This window comes from Bacteroidota bacterium (genome assembly GCA_016722565.1).
Lineage (GTDB): Bacteria > Bacteroidota > Bacteroidia > 2-12-FULL-35-15 > 2-12-FULL-35-15 > 2-12-FULL-35-15.
Genome location: JADKIU010000007.1, coordinates 445,218 through 462,474, shown reverse-complemented (window position 1 = coordinate 462,474; position 17,257 = coordinate 445,218). Strand labels below are relative to the sequence as shown.

Below are 17,257 nucleotides of genomic sequence, written 5' to 3'. Positions count from 1 at the left end.
GCAATCCAATTTTTGTACCTTCGTTCTATTCTAATGAAAACATTCCAAAAAATAACAGCTGTTTTTTTAGCAGCAATTTTTCTTTTCTCCAGCTTAGGCTTTACCATTAGTTCAATGGTCTGCTTAAAGAGTGGAAAAGGAAAAGTTTCCTTGGCGATGATTGAAGATTGTTGTTCTCCAAAGATGGCAATGGCTCCATCTGCAACAACCAATTGTTGTGATGAAGAAAAAGAACTTCCTGTTTTATCTGGACTGGATGTGATTAAAAAAGGAGAATGTTGTGATATTAATAATTACACATTCAATTTAAAAGATTTTCAAAACTCACAAAAACAATCGGTAGAACAACCTCTCATTTATCAATCCCTATTTTATTTTTCAGAAACCGATTCTTCAACAGTTTCAGAAAGCAAATTAGCATTTCAATTTTCAGATTTACCTCCGCCATTATACGGGCGAACACTCTTGAATTTTATTTCTACCCTTACCATTTGATTTTGTTTTAGTAGGTAATTGTGCTTGTGAGCATGATTCTCATTTCGACCAACGCGGAGAAATCTTACTTAAACAATACAAATCAAATGAATCGATTATTCTATTTAATAATCCTTTTATTATTTGCGAAAACCATTGCTGCCCAAACAATTTCGGGCAAAGTCAGGGGCACAGATGATAAAGGAAAAAATGAAGCACTACCCGGAGCGAATGTCTACTGGTTGAAGACGACAATCGGAACCACCACCGACTTGGATGGGAAGTTTCAATTAGCATATCCGGATACAATTCCTGCCAAGTTAATTGTAAGTGTGATGGGTTATCAAAGCGATACAATTACTTTTGATGTGTCCAATCAAACACTAGATATTGTATTGGTAAATTCGCTGAATTTAACAGCGGTTGAAGTCACAGAAAAACAAAGCACCACCTTAAACAAACTGTTTACCCCGATTAATACTGAAGTGATATCCGGTAAAGAATTACTGAAAGCGGCTTGCTGTAATCTATCTGAAAGTTTCAGCACCAATGCATCGGTAGATGTAGCCTTTACAGATGCTGTTTCTGGTGCAAAAAAGATCCAGATGCTCGGATTAGATGGTGTGTATACGCAAATTCTTTCAGAGAATATGCCGATGTTACGCGGACTTTCTGCTGCTTACGGAATCAATTATATTCCCGGAACTTGGATTGAAAATATTCTTGTTACCAAAGGAACAGGTTCTGTTGTGAATGGGTATGAGAGTATATCCGGACAAATCAATCTGGAATTTTTAAAACCACAAGAGCAGAAGAAGCGAATTTTTATCAATGTTTATGGAAACCAAAAAGGAAGAGCAGAAGCAAATTTGCATTTAGCAAAAAAGTTGAATACAAAATTAGCTACGATGTTGTTTACGCATGCCAGCTCCAATACCATGAAACAAGATATGAATAAAGATGGGTTTTTGGATATGCCGCTAACACAACAATACAATGTTTTTAATCGATGGGATTTCCATAATCAGAAAAACTTTGAAGCTCAGTTTGGTATAAAAGGCTTGTATGAAACACGTCAAGGTGGACAAACCAATTTTGTATACGCTCCGGAAAGAGATTCATCCAATAATTATGGAATCGGAATCAATACAAAATCGTTGGAATACTTTTCTAAAACGGGGTTTATGTTTCCTTCTAAACCCTATAAAAGCTTGGGCATTCAAACATCCGGGAAATGGCAAGAACAGGACATGTATTTTGGCCTAAGAAATTATAAAGGCATTCAAAAAAACTTTTATGCCAATGTGATTTTTGCAAACATTATTTCCACCACCGACCATAAATATAAATTAGGTGCAAGCTACTTGTTGGATGATTATGATGAAACATTTAATGATACCACTTTTGCAAGAACAGAAAGTGTTCCGGGTGTATTTGCAGAATACACATATACACATGCCGAAAACTTTTCTTTGGTGGCTGGTGTTCGAGCCGACTATCATAATTTACACGGTATGTTTTATACACCTCGTTTGCACATGCGATTCAATCCCGGAAAGAAAACAACGTTGCGTTTGTCGGGCGGAAGAGGGTTTCGAACAAGCAATGTTTTTGTTGAAAATCAAGCCGTTTTTGCAAGCTCGAGAATCATTGTGATGAATGAACAATTAAATCCCGAAGTAGCATGGAATTATGGTTTTTCAGGAAATCAACAATTTAAATTGTTCGGGAACGAGGCATTCATCAACCTTGATTTTTTTAGAACCGATTTTGAAAATCAAGTCATCATGGATTTGGATCAAAGTGTAAACAAAGTAGTGTTTTATAATTTGAAAAGAAAATCATATTCACATAGTTTACAAGTGGATATGGGTTTTGAGCCTTTCGAAGAATTTGTAATGAAGTTTGCATACAAATGGTATGATGTAAAATCAACATACAATCCCGATAGCTATCGGGATGAGTTGATGGACAAGCCTTACGTTCCGAAACACCGTTTGATGATGAATATGGCGTATTCAACGTACATGGAAATCTGGAAGTTTGATTTTACAACCAACTGGTTAGGGAAGAGTAGAATCCCAAGTACAGAATTGAGCCCTTTGCAATACAAGTTGCCGAAATACTCCAAAGAATACTTTTTGTTCAACGCCCAGATTACTAAAAAATTCAGAAAATTTGAAACGTATTTGGGTTGTGAAAACATTTTGAACTACACACAAAAAAATCCGATAGTAGCTTCTGAAAACCCTTTCGGTCCTAATTTTGATGCATCGATGATTTATGCACCGGTGGAAGGACGAATTATTTATTTAGGAATACGATTAGAAATAAAATAACGAACATCCTCTCAACTGCTTTGTCTCATTTCGACCGAAGCATAGAGATCTAAAACTAAAAATATGAAAAATATAAAATCAATTTTATTTGTAAACATTATATTATTGTTTGTGTTGTCAGCAGCGAACTTAAAGGCACAAAATGCAACAACTGCTGAGCTGAAGATTAAAACATCATCTGTTTGCGACATGTGCAAAGAAACCATCGAAAAAAATATGGCCTTCGAAAAGGGCGTTAAAAAATCAACATTAGATGTTGAGTCGAAAGTTTTAATTGTTACTTATAACCCTCAAAAAACCACACCCGAGAAGTTAAGGATGGCCCTTTCAAAAATTGGGTACGATGCTGATGATGTTCCAGCTGACCCGAAAGCCTACAAAAAATTAGATGCTTGTTGCAAAAAGGGTGCAGTTTGTAACGATAAAAAGTAACTTCTCCCATTGATAAAGCGATTGATGGTGAAGCATAAATAAATCTGATTTCATGTCTTTATTTTTTTACATTTACGTAACTAAAACACTGAAACATGAAAAACTTACGATTGTGCATCCTAATCCTATGCGCGCCATTTCTTATTAATGCAGCACCTGATTCGACAAGCGTTGAATTAGATTCTGTAGCATTTGCAAATGCTCTTTTGCAGCTCGATAGTACAGTAAATGCACTGGATCACAAAAAAGGAAAAATTCTTTTAAAAAGTGATTTAGCCACAATTAATGTTCCGAAAGGTTTTTCATTCTTAGAAGGGAAGGACGCCAGATATATTTTGGAAGAAGTTTGGGGAAACCCTGCAGATGCGGATGTTCTTGGTATCCTTATTCCTGAAAATGTAAATATGCTAGCCGCAGAATCTTGGGCAATTGTTTATACCTACGAAGAGGATGGTCATGTTGATGATGATGATGCAGAAGATTATGACTATAATGAACTCTTAGATGAAATGAAGCAGCAAACAGTTGATGGGAGTGCAGAAAGAGTGAAACAAGGCTATGACGCAATTGCTTTAGTAGGATGGGCAAAAGCCCCTTTTTATGATAAGGCGACACATAAATTACATTGGGCGAAAGAATTAAAATTTGGAAGTGATTCAGTCAATACACTCAATTATAACATCCGAATGCTTGGAAGAAAAGGGGTTTTGGTGATGAACATTGTTTCCGGAATGGACAATATCAAAACAGTTGAAAAAAACATTGATGCTATTTTGTTAAGCACAAATTTTAATGCCGGAAATCAATACGATGATTTTGATTCAAGCATTGATAAAGTTGCAGAGTATGGTATTGGTGGTTTGATTGCCGGTGGTATCTTGGCAAAAACAGGAATGCTTGCTAAACTGGGAATTTTTTTAGTAAAGGGATGGAAACTAATTGCTATTGCTGTTGTTGGAATATTCGCAGCTTTTAAAAATAAAATTTTCAAGAAAAAAGTAGAATAAAAAGTTTAAAATAGACCTATTCGTATGGCATTATTAAAACCGGTTAAAGGCATTCATCCGAAATTCGGAGAGGATTGTTACCTCGCAGAAAATTCAACAGTTGTTGGAGATGTTGTAATGGGCAACCAATGCAGTATTTGGTTCAATGCGGTTGTTCGTGGGGATGTGAATTCCATTCGTATGGGAAATAAAGTAAATGTGCAAGATGGTGCAGTAATTCATTGTACTTACGAAAAGACAAAAGTTGTGATTGGAAATAATGTTTCTATTGGTCACAATGCCTTGGTTCATGGTTGTACGATTCATGATAATGTATTAATTGGGATGGGAGCCATTGTAATGGATAACTGTGAAATCGGAAGTAATACCATCATTGCTGCCGGTGCGGTAGTATTGGAAAATACAAAAGTTGAGTCAGGTGTGATTTATGCCGGTGTTCCTGCAAAAAAAGTGAAAGACATCAATCAGGAATTAATCAAAGGAGAAATCAATCGGATTGCAGATAATTACATCATGTATAGTGGTTGGTTTAAAGAAGAGAAGTGATCTGCTAATTTTGGAGCGTCATTGCGAGGAAGAATGACGAAGCAATCTCTTTTTTGAGTTGTTTTACAACTCCATGTGTTTTGATTTTACTTCTTTCCCATAAAACATGCTGGCCGCACTGTCAAATTTTTCGGGTGCATCCGTAGTATAGAATTCAATAGAATTTCCTTTTGAACATTTCTCTTCCATTTCCGGATGGCGTTTTAAATAATCCACTAACCCGTCTGCAACAATTTCTCCTTGCGATAATAAGAGAATGTTTTCAGGTAACTGTTGTTTAATTTTATTCATCAGCAAGGGATAATGCGTACAACCCAAAATAATCGTATCGATATTTTTGTCCTGAGAGAGTAAATTGTCTAAATGCTGCTTAATAAATGCATCGGTGGATTCATTTTCAATTTCATTGCTTTCCACAATCGGAACCCACATCGGGCAAGCTTCCTGATGTACCGTAATCTCCGGATAAAATTTAGAGATTTCAATCGGGTAGGAGTTGGATGTTATTGTTCCTGTTGTCCCTAAAACACCAATATGTCCTGTTTTACTTAATTTTCCAACCACTTCAGTAGTCGGACGAATGACGCCTAATACGCGTTTGTTTGGAGCGAGAGTCGGCAAATCTTTTTGTTGAATAGTTCTGAGTGCTTTTGCTGAAGCGGTGTTACAGGCTAAAATAACCAGCTCACAATCCATATCAAACAATTTTTTTACGCACGCTAAAGTGTATTCATATACAGTTTCGAATGAACGAGGACCATAGGGAGCACGTGCATTATCGCCCAAGTAGATAAAATCATACTGAGGCATCTGTTTTACAATTTCTTTTAAAACAGTTAAGCCTCCGAAACCGGAATCGAATACACCTATTGGTTTTTTTTTGTTCAAGGGGAATAATTTGTATCTCAAATATACAAATAAAAAAGCCCTGAGTTATTGACTCAGGGCTTTAAATATTTGTAAAGGAATGCTTATTTTTTTGGAGGAGTATTTGCAGCTGGAGCTGTAATTCCTAATTTCTTCATAACTGCATTGATGATGTCTTCTGTTGGTTCGCTGTACAAAACCAAACCTGTACTAGTGTCTAACACATATTTATAACCGGTTTCTTTAGCAACTTGATCAATTGCTTTTTTAGCCTTTTCGTAAACAGGTTTCGATAAGTCAGCGCTTTTTCTTTGATAATCAGCTTGTGCTTGTTGTTGGAAATCAGTAATACGTTGATTTAAGTCGTTTAATTCTTTTTCTTTCGACTCTTTTACAATTGGTGCCATGTTTGGAGCATCTTTTTGGAATGCTTCATATTTTGTTTGCAATTCGGTTTGCATTGCCACAATTTGTTGTTCCAATTGTTTTGCATAATCTTGAACAGCTTGTTGAGCTACTTTTGATTCAGGCATCAACGTGATTAATGAATCCAAATTGATGTGTGCAACTTTTTGAGCTGAAGCTGTAAACGAACTTACTACTAATGCAACTCCTACAACAGCTATTTTAAAAAAATTCTTCATAGTATTTATTTTTTGGTTTTTGATTTGTTTTAAATTGATAGTTAATTATTTTTTGTTTTGGGGTGTAGATGGTTTTGCACCCGCACCATAACCTAATTGTTTTAATACATCATCGCTTTTGTCAAGTTTTGAACTTGCATACAGCATTGTTAAGTCACTTGATTTGTCAAAGATAATAGAATATGCACCTTTTTCTGCTACAGCTTTAATGGCATTGTAAACTTTGTCTTGAATGGGCTTAACCAATTCTTGACGCTTTTTGAAAAGTTCGCCATCTACACCAAAACGTTGTTTTTGTAAATCTTTGGCATCTTTCTCTTTTGCGATGATATCCGCTTCACGTTTCTTTTTCATATCATCGGTAAGCAAAATTTGCTCTGCTTGGTAGGCTTTATACATTTTATCGATTTCAGCATATTTTGCTTCAATCTCTTTTTGCCATTGAATGGATATTTTATCCAATTCAGCTTGTGCTGATTTATATTCAGGAATTTGTCCTAAGATATATTCTGTATCAACGTAAGCAAATTTCTGTGCAAATGTTGCAACGGATGTTGCAATCAAAATGCTGAGTGTCAAGATTAACTTCTTCATTTTTTTCTTCTCTTTTAGTCATTCGCCCGAATAACGGTACGAATTTAGTAATTTATTATAACTCTCCAATAGATGCTCCAATTGTAAAGTGGAACTGTCCTTTTTGCATTCCTAAGTTAGACGGTACATCGTCCAATCTCCAACCGTAATCAAACCCTAATAAACCAAACATTGGTAAGAATACCCTTACCCCAACTCCTGTAGAACGGTAAACATCAAAAGGATTGAAATCTTTTGATCGATCCCAGGAATTTCCGGCTTCAGCAAATCCAAGAACATAGATTGTTGCTTGAGGGTTTAAAGATACAGGGAATCTTAATTCAGCTGAATATTTTGTAATAAACGCTGCTCCTGTTCGTGGTGACAATGATTGATCATCGTATCCTCTCAAAGCAATAATTTCTCTACCATCCAAAGCAAATCCTGTTAAACCACTTCCTCCTAAATAAAAACGTTCAAAAGGTGAAATTCCAACTTTGCTATTGTAGGAAGTTAGGAATCCAAAACCTGCTGATGTCTTCAGAATCAAATTGCGTGCCTCTTTTCCATCTGCCCCGCGTTTATTGGTGATTGGCGTGAAGAAGGTGGTTGTAAACTTATATTTTTGATATTCTACAAACTTATAACGTTGCTGGTCTGTAAGAGTTGGACTCGCATAATCCACATTGTTGAAGTAGGAATACGGTGGTGTAAATTGTCCGGTTAAAGCAATTTGTGAACCTCTGGTTTCAAAAATCGGTTTGTCAATGTTGTTACGTTGAATGGATATTTTATAATAGATGTTGTTAGAATATCCTTTACTGAATGAGAAAATCGAGTTGAAATTATTCAACGTATAGTATTGATAATTTAATTCTTGATACAAGGTGAAATAATCATCTGGTTTTTTTAGTCGTTTCCCTAATCCTACAGAAACACCAAAAATATCGAGTGATTGACGCAATGGGTTGTCGATTTTTTCACCGGTTACGCTACTGGTCACTAATTTCTTTTGTCCGTTTGTTTGAACAGAATAATACGCAGTAACACTCAACGAATTTGGTTTTTTACCTCCTAACCAAGGTTCTGTAAATGAAATATTATAGGATTGAAAAAACAAACCATTGGATTGCGCACGAACACTCAAGCGTTGTCCATCACCGGAAGGTAAAGGGCGCCAAGCATCTTTTTTGAAGAAATTTCTTCCAGAGAAATTGTTGAACGAAACACCAAGTGTTCCAACAACACGTCCGCCACCATATCCACCGGATAACTCAATTTGATCGGAAGGTTTTTCTTCAACGGTATATTCAATATCAACGGTTCCGGTTGCTTGATTTGGTGTTGGTAATACATTCATTTTCTCAGGATCAAAATACCCCAATTGCGAAAGCTCACGCTGTGAACGAATAACATCCGAACGTCTGAACAATTGTCCTGGTTTTGTTCGGATCTCACGTAAAATAACTCGGTCGTTGGTTTTTGAATTTCCTACAATCGTCACTTTATTAATCGTGGCTTGTTTTCCTTCAAAAATTCGCATTTCCAAATCTATGGAATCGCCTGTTACCATTGTTTCAACCGGATTCACATTAAAGAACAAATATCCTTCATCCATGTACAATGAACTGATGTCATTTCCATTTGGATTCATAAATAATTTTTGCTCTAACTCCGCTTGGTCATACACATCTCCTTTTTTAATTCCGAAAACTTCAGCCAATGTTTTAGCGGTGTATTTACTGTTTCCTACCCAAGTCACATTTCTGAAATAATATTTGCTTCCTTCACTTACAACGATATCGATGCTGATGCGTTTTTTTGAACCTGGAGTTCTGTAGATAGAATCACGCACAATTTTTGCATCACGAAATCCTTTTTCATTGTATTTGGCAATGAGTGCTTTTTTATCTTTTTCGTAATTGTCTTCATCAAATTTTCCGGAGTTAAACGGATTCCACCAGAACCTGCGTTTTGTTTCATCAAAGGTTCTGCGGAGTTTCCACATTTTAATGCTGTTGGTTCCAACCAAGTTGATGTCTTTGATGCGGATCATGCTCCCTTTGTCAACTGTGATGTAAAGAATCACTGCATTGTCCGCCTTTTCTACCTTCTCCTGTTTGATGTCCACCTTTACATCCATGTGACCTTTGGTGACAAAAAACTCTTTTATTTTAGCATGAGTAGAAGAGAGTAATCGATCGGTAACAACCGTTCCTTTAAATAATTTTATTTTTTCACGCACATCATCCGCTTCGCTTTTTGTCATCCCTTTCAAAGAGAATTTCAAAAGACGCGGGCGTTCAACTACGGTGATGGTTACAAAAATATTTTCTCCTTGAACACGACCGGTAATTTTTACATCTTCAAACAACCCTTGTTTCCAAAGATTGGAGATGGCCGTAGAAAACTTTTCTCCCGGCACTTGTACCTTGTCGCCCAGTGCTAATCCGGAAAGCAACACCAAAACGCCTTGATCCAAGTGCTCTGCACCGATGATTGTAACACCACCTACTTTATATTCTTTGGGAACAGAAAAGTCGATGTCTGTTGAGTCGCCACCGAGTTTAATTACTTCTTGAGCGGTTACATTGAAGCCAACCAGAAAAAGGAAAAAAAGTATTTTTATTTTTAGATGCATATTCGTTTTGTATTCCAGGTAATCCTGTTTATGAAATTAATTGTTCGCTCGTTTTCCCAAATCTGCGCTCACGGTTTTGATAATCAACTATAGCTTCGTATAAATCTTCTTTTCGGAAGTCGGGCCATAATTTATCAGTAAAATAAAGTTCAGAGTAAGCCAATTGCCACAATAAAAAGTTGCTGATGCGGTGTTCACCGCTGGTGCGAATCATCAGTTCCGGTTCCGGCATATCTGCTGTGTTTAAATTCGCATTGATAATCTCTTCCGTTATTTGTGCAGCAGTAAGTTTTTTGTTTTCTATTTGTTCTGCAATGCGTTTCACGGCATTTGTAATTTCCCAACGTGAGCTGTAACTCAACGCCAGTACCAGTGTGGTGCGGTTATTATTCTTTGTGTTTTCAATTGCTTCTTGCAATTCGAAAAGACAATCTTCCGGTAAACTTTTTAAATCGCCAATGGCTTGTAAGCGGATTTTGTTTTCGTTCAATGTTTTTGTTTCAGCACTGATTGTATGCACCAACAGTTGCATCAATGCAATGACTTCTTCCTTCGGGCGGTTCCAATTTTCAGTTGAAAAGGCATAAAGTGTGAGGTATTTTACGCCCAATTCGGCAGCGGCTTCTACGGCATCGCGAACAGATTTTACTCCATTTTCATGCCCGAAGATTCGTTGCTCCCCTTGTTGTTTTGCCCAGCGTCCGTTGCCATCCATGATGATTGCAATGTGCTGTGGTAATTTTTCAAGGTTTATTTTTTCTTTCATTTCTCTAGTTTCAAAACAAAATCGTTCCGCATGCGCAGAACGATTTCACATAGCTATTTGTTACATTTTATTGCACACCCGGGCATTTCTCCGGTTTATCTTTTAAACGGATGGTTAATGCAACACCAATAAACGAGTACCAATCTTTATTCGTTGGATTTCCTCTTTGTCTTCCTGTATTGTTAAATGCAGGGTCGGTTCCAATGCTGGGATCCGACATCACTGCAGCTGTGCCACCGCGAGCAGCCGCTAAAACAACCGGGTTGTAATATTTTGTACTCACATCGTCAAGATAGTCGGTAAATGTTTTACGCATCCCCCATTCAAAGGATAAACCGATGTTTTTGGAAAGATTTGCTTTTGCACCAACACCAAACGGGATGGACATCTGGATCAATCGGTATTTCTTTTTGGAGGCTCCGCCTTCTAAACCTTGGCCTTCTGTTCCTAGCGGCTGCAATGCTACCCAGTTATTTCCCAATTGTCCTTGTGGGTTAAATTTAAATCCGGCAAGGCCAACAAAAATATAGGGCGAAAATTTATGTTTTTCCATACCAATCTGGTAGTCCATAAAGTTGAATTCCAATTGTGCAGAAAGCTCATTGATAGGAGATTTAAAACTTAAGTTGCGTTGCTGAGCTGCTTGGGAGTTGGAAAATGAATCGTGTCCTTCAACACTGCCAAACAAAGCACTCGCTCTTGCAGCTAAGCGTTTGTTGATGTTATATCGAAATACAAACCCTCCGGCTGGCTTGGTAAACTGATTGACATGTCTCAACGGATTTAATTCGCCAATATAATAGCATCCACCCAGAAACACACCCACTTCAGCGGTTCTTTTGTTACGTTGTGCCATGCCGGTGAGGCCGACAAGCAAAGCAATGAATAGTATAAAAGAGTGTTTTTTCACGAATTAAAATTACCCGATAAATAACTCCAAAAAGGACAATTTATTGTCTTTTTTGCAAGGGATAGCAAATATAATAGATTTTTGGTAATTCTGACCTGTTAAAATAGGTTAATTGCGCTTGTCCAATCCCCAAAGTAGCTTGTTTCTCATGGTGGTAAAAAAGCTTTGGTTTTCGAGTTTTATGAGGTGGGCAGAAAAGTCTGCCTTTTTGATGGTTAATTCGATGTTGGATTCAATCACTTCGCTTCTAGAGTCGAGGGTTACAAGGTAATTCGGACTTCTTCCTTCTACTTTTAGAGTAATGATATTGTTATCGGAAATAACCAAGGGGCGAACATTTAAATTGTGGGGAGCAATGGGAGTAATTACGAAATTTTCGGAGCCGGGCATCACCAATGGACCACCACAACTCAAAGAATAAGCAGTTGAGCCTGTTGGAGTTGCAATAATTAATCCGTCAGCAAAATAGGAATTCAAATAATCCCCATTGATGTATGCATTGATGGTAATCATGGAAGAGGTATCCTTTTTCAAAACGGTTAGTTCATTCAACCCATAATTCACCTCTCCAAAAATGCCTTTTGGCCCGGAAACGCTTAACAAGGATCGCTTTTCGATGGTGTATTTTTTTTGCATCAAAGCGTCCACGGCCATGTTAATCTCCGTTTTAGCAACATTCGCTAAAAAGCCTAAGCGACCGGTGTTGATTCCTAAAACCGGAATTCCTGAATTACGCACATAGGACAAGGTTTCCAAAAAAGTACCATCACCACCCAAACTGAACATCGCATCCACTTTTCCATGCAAGTCGGTATGGGAAGAAAACGTTTTAATATTTCCCGTTAGTTCGAGCTTTTGTTTGATAAAGCTGTAGAACGGTTCGTAAATAAGAATCTCGGTTTTGTATTCGTTCAGTTTATGAAATAGCTGCTGAATATACTCGGAAGTATTATCATTTGTGGAACGACCGTAGATGGCTATTTGCATTTATAGATTGTTTGCTGGTTTGTTTTAACCACATAGGTACATAGGTCCTTTTTGGTTCAGGTTTTCATAGATGAAGCATGCTTCATTTAAAGAAAATTTTATTTCAAATTAGTAGCTCTGTGCGAAATTATGTCTTTCTTTTTTTCTATCCACATTTTCTATGTTTCTATGTGGTTAAACTTTCTTGAATAGAACTTAAATATTAATATAATTCATAAACGAATCGAAACGATTTTTCATATCATCCGAAAATTCGCTTTGATGAAACGATGCTTTTACGTTATAATTGTATCTATAGAATGTTTGTAATATTCCGGAAAGGTCTTCTTTATTGAGTTTAAGCGTCACCTCAATTTTGGTTGAATCGGTTAATGAATTTACGTAACTACTCAAAATTTTTGCATCATTCCCTTCCACAATTTGTGAAATTTGTGTCATGGAATAATCGTGTAAATTCATTTCTAAAACTACAATTCCGCCCGGTTCACGTGTTGCAGCAAGTGTTGCGAATTGATGAATGAGTGATGAAACAGGAATCAATCCAACATAATGTTGGTGTTGATTCAATACAGGTAAAACCGATAGTTTCATGCTGGAAACCATTTTGATGACTTCATAAACATGTTGACTTTCAAATACAAATGGGCGCAATAACGAAAGTTTATTGCTGCCAAGTTGCTCATCGGTGATATTCAAATCTAAGATGTCGGTATCGGAAATAAGACCAAGGTATTCGTGGTTTTTTACAATAGGCAATTGTGTCACTTTAAACTCATCCATCCAGTTAATTGCCATTAATCCGGTATCCGTAGTTTTTAGTGGTGGTATTTCGTCTGTTATTAAATCTTTTGCTAACATTCTTTTTCTCCCAATCTTTATAATTGTTTCGTATCTTTAAAACAATTAATTGTCAATCTTATTACACAAACTTAGTAATTTTTTAGCTTTGCAAGAAGATAATTTTTGAATCAACTTTTTGCTCTTACATAAATTAATCGGTCTGTATATCCCGCATAAATCTTGGGACTCAACATTTTTTAGAAACGTATGTCGACAAAGTTAAGTGTAAATATCAATAAAATAGCAACCATTCGCAATTCCAGAGGAGGAAACACACCAAACCTTTTGAAAGTAGCGATGGATTGTGAGCGTTTTGGCGCACAAGGTATTACGGTGCATCCGCGTCCGGATGAACGTCATATTCGTTATGCAGATGTGCGAGAATTAAAACCATTGCTCACCACCGAATTTAACATCGAAGGTAATCCGAAAGAACAAAAATTTGTTGATCTTGTTTTAGAAAACAAACCTGGTCAAGTGACGTTGGTTCCTGACGGATTAGGACAAATTACATCCGACCATGGTTGGGATACAATCAATCATAAAACATATTTAAAAGAAACAATAGCTCTTTTTAAAAATGCCGGCATTCGTACCTCCATTTTTGTGGATGCGGATGTAAAAATGATTGAAGGAGCATTGGAAACTGGTACAGATAGAATAGAATTGTATACCGAATCGTATGCAAAGCACTTTTCTGAAAATAAAGAAAAAGCCATTGCACCTTTTATAGTAGCGGCTAAACGAGCAAATGAACTTGGCTTGGGCATTAATGCCGGCCACGATTTGAGTTTGCAAAATTTAAATTATTTTGCAAAAAATGTTGAAGGGCTATTAGAAGTTTCAATTGGTCATGCATTGATATCCGATAGTTTATATTTTGGATTGGAGAATACAATACAGTTGTATTTGAGGGAACTCAAATAGTTAAAAGCTAATTAAAAGGTTGAATTTTACTTTACGATTAACGAATAATAACTAACAGGTAAAGGCAAGGATGAAATTATTTTATAGAAAATTTGGTGAAGGACAACCGCTTATTATTTTACACGGATTATTCGGGCAGAGTGATAATTGGAATTCACTTGCAAAACAATTCTCTGAGCAAGGGTTTGAAGTATATGCCGTGGATCAGCGGAATCACGGCCTTTCTCCTCATAGTGATGTTTGGGACTATAAAGCAATGAGTGAGGATATTTTTGAGTTGATTAAAGAGCACGAGTTAAAAAATGTAATCCTGCTCGGCCATTCCATGGGTGGAAAAACGGCCATGCAATTTGCAATCGACTATCCACATTATTTAGATAAATTGGTTGTTGCGGACATTGCTCCGAAATATTATCCAATGCATCATCAAGGCGTTTTGCAAGCCTTGCAAGCCGTTGATTTTAATATTGTGAAAACACGAAAAGAAGTGGAAGCAGTTTTGTCGCAGTACATTACCGACTTTGGCACAAAACAGTTTTTATTGAAAAATATTTTTTGGATAGATGATACGGAGATGGCCTGGCGGTTTAATTTAAAAGTGATTATTCAACAAATTGAAAACGTAGGACAAGAAGTAGATCATATTGGTGATGCCACTCCGGTAGATAAAAGTTGTGATGTTCCTACTTTGTTTTTGAGAGGAGAACATTCAAACTATATATTAGACGAAGATTTGGATTTAATTCAGGAATTGTTTCCAAACAGTGTTCTCCAAACGATAGAAGGAGCAGGGCATTGGTTGCATGCAGAAAAGCCGAAAGAGTTTTTTGAGAGTGTAATCAAGTTCATTAAATAGCTTCAAACAAAATTTAACCACATAGAAACATAGAAAAAAGAAAGAGAGTTTGCGCTAAGGGATCTAAAGTTGCACATAGGCAAAAATTGTTAAAACAATTTTTGCTTATGTATTTTTAGAAACTCCTTTAACATTATCTCAACCTATGTATCTATGTGGTTTAATTTGGTGGATGCTAAATAAAAAAAACGCCTCCGATTACTCGAAGACGTTTTCCTCTCAATTTAAACCTAAATTTAATCAATCACCAACTTCACAACTTGTTTACCTTGTTGGGTGGTAAACTCAAAGAGATAAATACCTTTATTTAAATCATTTAATTTTAATTCAATCGAATTACTTCCTGTGTTCACGTTTACTTCATTTGAATAAACAACTCTGCCGGCTACATCAAAAAGTTTCATTCCTACTTTTTGATCTTTAGCAGAAGTAAAGTATGTTGTGAAATTTCCGTTGTTCGGATTCGGAGCCAAAGCAATAGAATTAAATACATCATTGTCGGCAATGCTCGCAGTATTGCATGGTGCAGGCGTTCCGGATATTTTCGTCATAGTAGAAAAGTCAATGTAACATGCAAATTGAACACTGTCAACAAATGGATTTCTATTGTTTTGCAATGAATCGACAAAGTCGTTGCGTGCTATTTCGTATGAAGAAGGAGGATCTTGATAATGCCATCTTTTCAAAACATTTTGATCTTGCCCGTATGGAATACTTCCGCTGATTGGGTTTGGAAACGACCAGTTGTTTCCGCTAACACCGTTGTAACACGTTGCTTCGTACATCATCGCACGAGCAGCATCTCCTTTTTGAGCATCGCGAGGTTCAAACACAATGTTACCGTTTACATCTGGTCCGAGTTTACATCCCAAATACGTATAGGATGCCGTTACTACTTCTCCTAATGGATAATTGCTTCTTATTGCATTTGCATCTGTTTGGTTAGTTGGGAACAAATGGTGGTAATCATCGTATTCCGGTAAACCACCTGCCGGGTTTGTTGGCATCCAGTTGTGGCAATAGGTATGCTCACGACTGAAATCATTCGCTGTCCAATCGAAAGGTTCGGTATAAATTTGTTCTTGTCCACTATACACGCATGTTAAAACGCGCTGATCACCGGTGGTATCACGTGCCGCAAACAGAGAAACCATTTTCGTTCCATAGTTGCTGTAAAATTGTTGTACGTGTGGGTTAATTTTGTTGTGTAAATCCGTTACAAACGATGCGCTGGATGTTGAAACCGTGCTGTAGTAAGAGGCAGGTTGCATACTTCCCAAACTTGTTACCATTGCCGTTAAAGGTGCAGTAGTTAAATAGTTTCTAAATGAACCTGTTCCATTGTATGTAAACACAGCAAAATGATAGTTGGTGCTTGCAACAACATTGTTTGGTGAAAAGGTAGTACCAGTTCCACTCATCACCACCATCGAATTTCCGATGACATCTCCACGTTGATAAATGGTTCCATCAACAGGAATGTCAACTACTGCCGAACCAGTTCTGCGCAAAACAATGTAGCCGTCCGGTGAACCTGCAGCAGCGGTGAATGTTCCTGTGAAGCGATATGATTTAATGTTTGTAAATGTAAGTGCAGTCGACTGTGCGGTTGGCTCAGTTGCATAAGAACCACCAATACCATTGAAATTAATTACGTAAGCCGCTTCATCTGCATCATCACTGTTGATGGTGATGATTGCATTTCGTGTTCCGGCAACAGATGGAGTAAAATTGATAACTAAATTTCCGGTGCTTAAAGCTGCAACTGTTGAAGGCGCTGAACCAACTGCAAAATCTGCTGCTGCAGGACCAGTAATGTTTACAGAAGAAATGTTTAAGGTGTTGGATGTTCCTAAATTTTCGATTGTAAATGTAGTTGGAAGCATGGTGCTCACCGGAGAACTGGCAGTATATGTTCCGCCATTTACAATGGTGCTTATTCCTTGTTTTACATTTATTTCTTGAGCCGGACCAGCAGCGCCAGCAGCGATTGCTACATCATCCAATCCAACATTTCCCGAAACTTTATTTGAATAGTTGAAACGAATAAACCGGCTTGCACTTGCAGGAACATCTGTAAATAAAGTATAGGTTCCTGCTGGCAATGTTGTAAAAGTATGTAATGTTGTCCAAGTAGTTCCATTCACCGATTCTTCAATAATAAATGTTCCTCCAGCAAAACTATTTCCAGCAATGTAATAGGTTAAATTGCCAGGATTACTAGCAAAATTAATAGTCACCATATCACCGGTATTATCAAATTTACATGCGGGTGGTGTTGCACCAGAAGCGGTATAAAATGCGGTTCCTGTTTGGGTCCATCCTGTTGGCAAGCCAGTAGTGGTAAAACTCCAGCTGGTTGGCAATACCGCTTGTGCAATTGCATTTAGATTTGTTGTTAAAACAAAAAGCAAAGCATAAATAATTTTTTTAATCATGTGAGTAGTT

At 37.1% G+C, this 17,257-nt stretch carries 16 protein-coding genes; 7 read left to right on the top strand and 9 right to left on the bottom strand.

Annotated features, from left to right (window positions below; all coding sequences use genetic code 11):
* Positions 1 to 33 precede the first annotated feature (33 nt).
* The 5 genes from IPP64_16865 to IPP64_16845 all read left to right on the top strand — a co-directional run bounded on the left by IPP64_16865 (position 34) and on the right by IPP64_16845 (position 4,798).
* A complete protein-coding gene (locus tag IPP64_16865; protein ID MBL0331034.1) occupies positions 34 to 495 on the top strand; it encodes a hypothetical protein in 462 nt (153 codons plus the stop codon).
* Positions 496 to 581: 86 nt separating this feature from the next.
* Complete coding sequence (locus tag IPP64_16860) at positions 582 to 2,813, top strand: TonB-dependent receptor (GenBank protein MBL0331033.1); 2,232 nt, start codon at positions 582 to 584, stop codon at positions 2,811 to 2,813.
* A 63-nt stretch (positions 2,814 to 2,876) separates the two neighbouring features.
* A complete protein-coding gene (locus IPP64_16855) occupies positions 2,877 to 3,245 on the top strand; it encodes a heavy-metal-associated domain-containing protein (GenBank protein MBL0331032.1) in 369 nt (122 codons plus the stop codon).
* Positions 3,246 to 3,340: 95 nt separating this feature from the next.
* Entirely contained in the window at positions 3,341 to 4,252 is a 912-nt protein-coding gene (locus IPP64_16850) for a DUF2167 domain-containing protein (protein MBL0331031.1), read from the top strand.
* Between the two features lie 24 nt (positions 4,253 to 4,276).
* Positions 4,277 to 4,798: a gamma carbonic anhydrase family protein gene (locus tag IPP64_16845; GenBank protein ID MBL0331030.1), complete on the top strand. Its 522-nt coding sequence runs from the start codon at positions 4,277 to 4,279 to the stop codon at positions 4,796 to 4,798.
* A gap of 63 nt (positions 4,799 to 4,861) precedes the next feature.
* Here the strand turns inward: IPP64_16845 and murI are convergent, their stop codons facing one another.
* The 8 genes from murI to IPP64_16805 form a co-directional block, all read right to left on the bottom strand.
* A complete protein-coding gene (gene murI, locus IPP64_16840) occupies positions 4,862 to 5,686 on the bottom strand; it encodes a glutamate racemase (protein MBL0331029.1) in 825 nt (274 codons plus the stop codon).
* Positions 5,687 to 5,769: 83 nt separating this feature from the next.
* Positions 5,770 to 6,309: an OmpH family outer membrane protein gene (locus IPP64_16835; protein MBL0331028.1), complete on the bottom strand. Its 540-nt coding sequence runs from the start codon at positions 6,307 to 6,309 to the stop codon at positions 5,770 to 5,772.
* Between the two features lie 45 nt (positions 6,310 to 6,354).
* The gene (locus IPP64_16830; GenBank protein MBL0331027.1) at positions 6,355 to 6,903 is read right to left on the bottom strand and encodes an OmpH family outer membrane protein; all 549 of its coding nucleotides are present in this window, start codon (positions 6,901 to 6,903) and stop codon (positions 6,355 to 6,357) included.
* A gap of 55 nt (positions 6,904 to 6,958) precedes the next feature.
* Positions 6,959 to 9,523 (bottom strand): outer membrane protein assembly factor BamA, encoded by a 2,565-nt coding sequence (gene bamA / locus IPP64_16825; GenBank protein MBL0331026.1) that lies wholly within the window; start codon positions 9,521 to 9,523, stop codon positions 6,959 to 6,961.
* Positions 9,524 to 9,551: 28 nt separating this feature from the next.
* Positions 9,552 to 10,289 (bottom strand): isoprenyl transferase, encoded by a 738-nt coding sequence (locus IPP64_16820; protein ID MBL0331025.1) that lies wholly within the window; start codon positions 10,287 to 10,289, stop codon positions 9,552 to 9,554.
* 67 nt (positions 10,290 to 10,356) lie between these two features.
* Positions 10,357 to 11,199, bottom strand: coding sequence for an outer membrane beta-barrel protein (locus tag IPP64_16815; GenBank protein MBL0331024.1), 843 nt, complete (start codon positions 11,197 to 11,199; stop codon positions 10,357 to 10,359).
* A 108-nt stretch (positions 11,200 to 11,307) separates the two neighbouring features.
* Positions 11,308 to 12,186: an NAD kinase gene (locus IPP64_16810; GenBank protein MBL0331023.1), complete on the bottom strand. Its 879-nt coding sequence runs from the start codon at positions 12,184 to 12,186 to the stop codon at positions 11,308 to 11,310.
* A gap of 195 nt (positions 12,187 to 12,381) precedes the next feature.
* Positions 12,382 to 13,044 (bottom strand): CBS domain-containing protein, encoded by a 663-nt coding sequence (locus IPP64_16805; GenBank protein MBL0331022.1) that lies wholly within the window; start codon positions 13,042 to 13,044, stop codon positions 12,382 to 12,384.
* Between the two features lie 189 nt (positions 13,045 to 13,233).
* Here IPP64_16805 and IPP64_16800 point away from each other — a divergent pair, with 189 nt between their 5' ends.
* Both IPP64_16800 and IPP64_16795 read left to right on the top strand, forming a co-directional pair.
* Entirely contained in the window at positions 13,234 to 13,953 is a 720-nt protein-coding gene (locus IPP64_16800; GenBank protein MBL0331021.1) for a pyridoxine 5'-phosphate synthase, read from the top strand.
* A 70-nt stretch (positions 13,954 to 14,023) separates the two neighbouring features.
* Positions 14,024 to 14,809 carry an alpha/beta fold hydrolase gene (locus tag IPP64_16795; protein ID MBL0331020.1) on the top strand — a complete coding sequence of 262 codons (786 nt, stop codon included), beginning with the start codon at positions 14,024 to 14,026 and terminating at the stop codon, positions 14,807 to 14,809.
* A gap of 236 nt (positions 14,810 to 15,045) precedes the next feature.
* Here IPP64_16795 and IPP64_16790 read toward each other — a convergent pair whose 3' ends face one another.
* On the bottom strand, positions 15,046 to 17,247 hold the full coding sequence (locus IPP64_16790; protein ID MBL0331019.1) for an endonuclease: 2,202 nt from the start codon (positions 17,245 to 17,247) through the stop codon (positions 15,046 to 15,048).
* Positions 17,248 to 17,257 lie beyond the last annotated feature (10 nt).

What these genes read in the sequence shown, in the direction of transcription:
- IPP64_16845 (MBL0331030.1), top strand. Translation starts at nt 4,277, where the DNA reads ATGGCATTATTAAAACCGGTTAAAGGCATTCATCCGAAATTCGGAGAG.
- IPP64_16805 (MBL0331022.1), bottom strand. Translation starts at nt 13,044, where the DNA reads ATGTTAGCAAAAGATTTAATAACAGACGAAATACCACCACTAAAAACT.
- IPP64_16810 (MBL0331023.1), bottom strand. Translation starts at nt 12,186, where the DNA reads ATGCAAATAGCCATCTACGGTCGTTCCACAAATGATAATACTTCCGAG.
- IPP64_16855 (MBL0331032.1), top strand. Translation starts at nt 2,877, where the DNA reads ATGAAAAATATAAAATCAATTTTATTTGTAAACATTATATTATTGTTT.
- IPP64_16820 (MBL0331025.1), bottom strand. Translation starts at nt 10,289, where the DNA reads ATGAAAGAAAAAATAAACCTTGAAAAATTACCACAGCACATTGCAATC.
- IPP64_16795 (MBL0331020.1), top strand. Translation starts at nt 14,024, where the DNA reads ATGAAATTATTTTATAGAAAATTTGGTGAAGGACAACCGCTTATTATT.
- IPP64_16800 (MBL0331021.1), top strand. Translation starts at nt 13,234, where the DNA reads ATGTCGACAAAGTTAAGTGTAAATATCAATAAAATAGCAACCATTCGC.
- bamA (MBL0331026.1), bottom strand. Translation starts at nt 9,523, where the DNA reads ATGCATCTAAAAATAAAAATACTTTTTTTCCTTTTTCTGGTTGGCTTC.
- IPP64_16790 (MBL0331019.1), bottom strand. Translation starts at nt 17,247, where the DNA reads ATGATTAAAAAAATTATTTATGCTTTGCTTTTTGTTTTAACAACAAAT.
- IPP64_16860 (MBL0331033.1), top strand. Translation starts at nt 582, where the DNA reads ATGAATCGATTATTCTATTTAATAATCCTTTTATTATTTGCGAAAACC.
- IPP64_16850 (MBL0331031.1), top strand. Translation starts at nt 3,341, where the DNA reads ATGAAAAACTTACGATTGTGCATCCTAATCCTATGCGCGCCATTTCTT.
- IPP64_16830 (MBL0331027.1), bottom strand. Translation starts at nt 6,903, where the DNA reads ATGAAGAAGTTAATCTTGACACTCAGCATTTTGATTGCAACATCCGTT.
- IPP64_16835 (MBL0331028.1), bottom strand. Translation starts at nt 6,309, where the DNA reads ATGAAGAATTTTTTTAAAATAGCTGTTGTAGGAGTTGCATTAGTAGTA.
- IPP64_16865 (MBL0331034.1), top strand. Translation starts at nt 34, where the DNA reads ATGAAAACATTCCAAAAAATAACAGCTGTTTTTTTAGCAGCAATTTTT.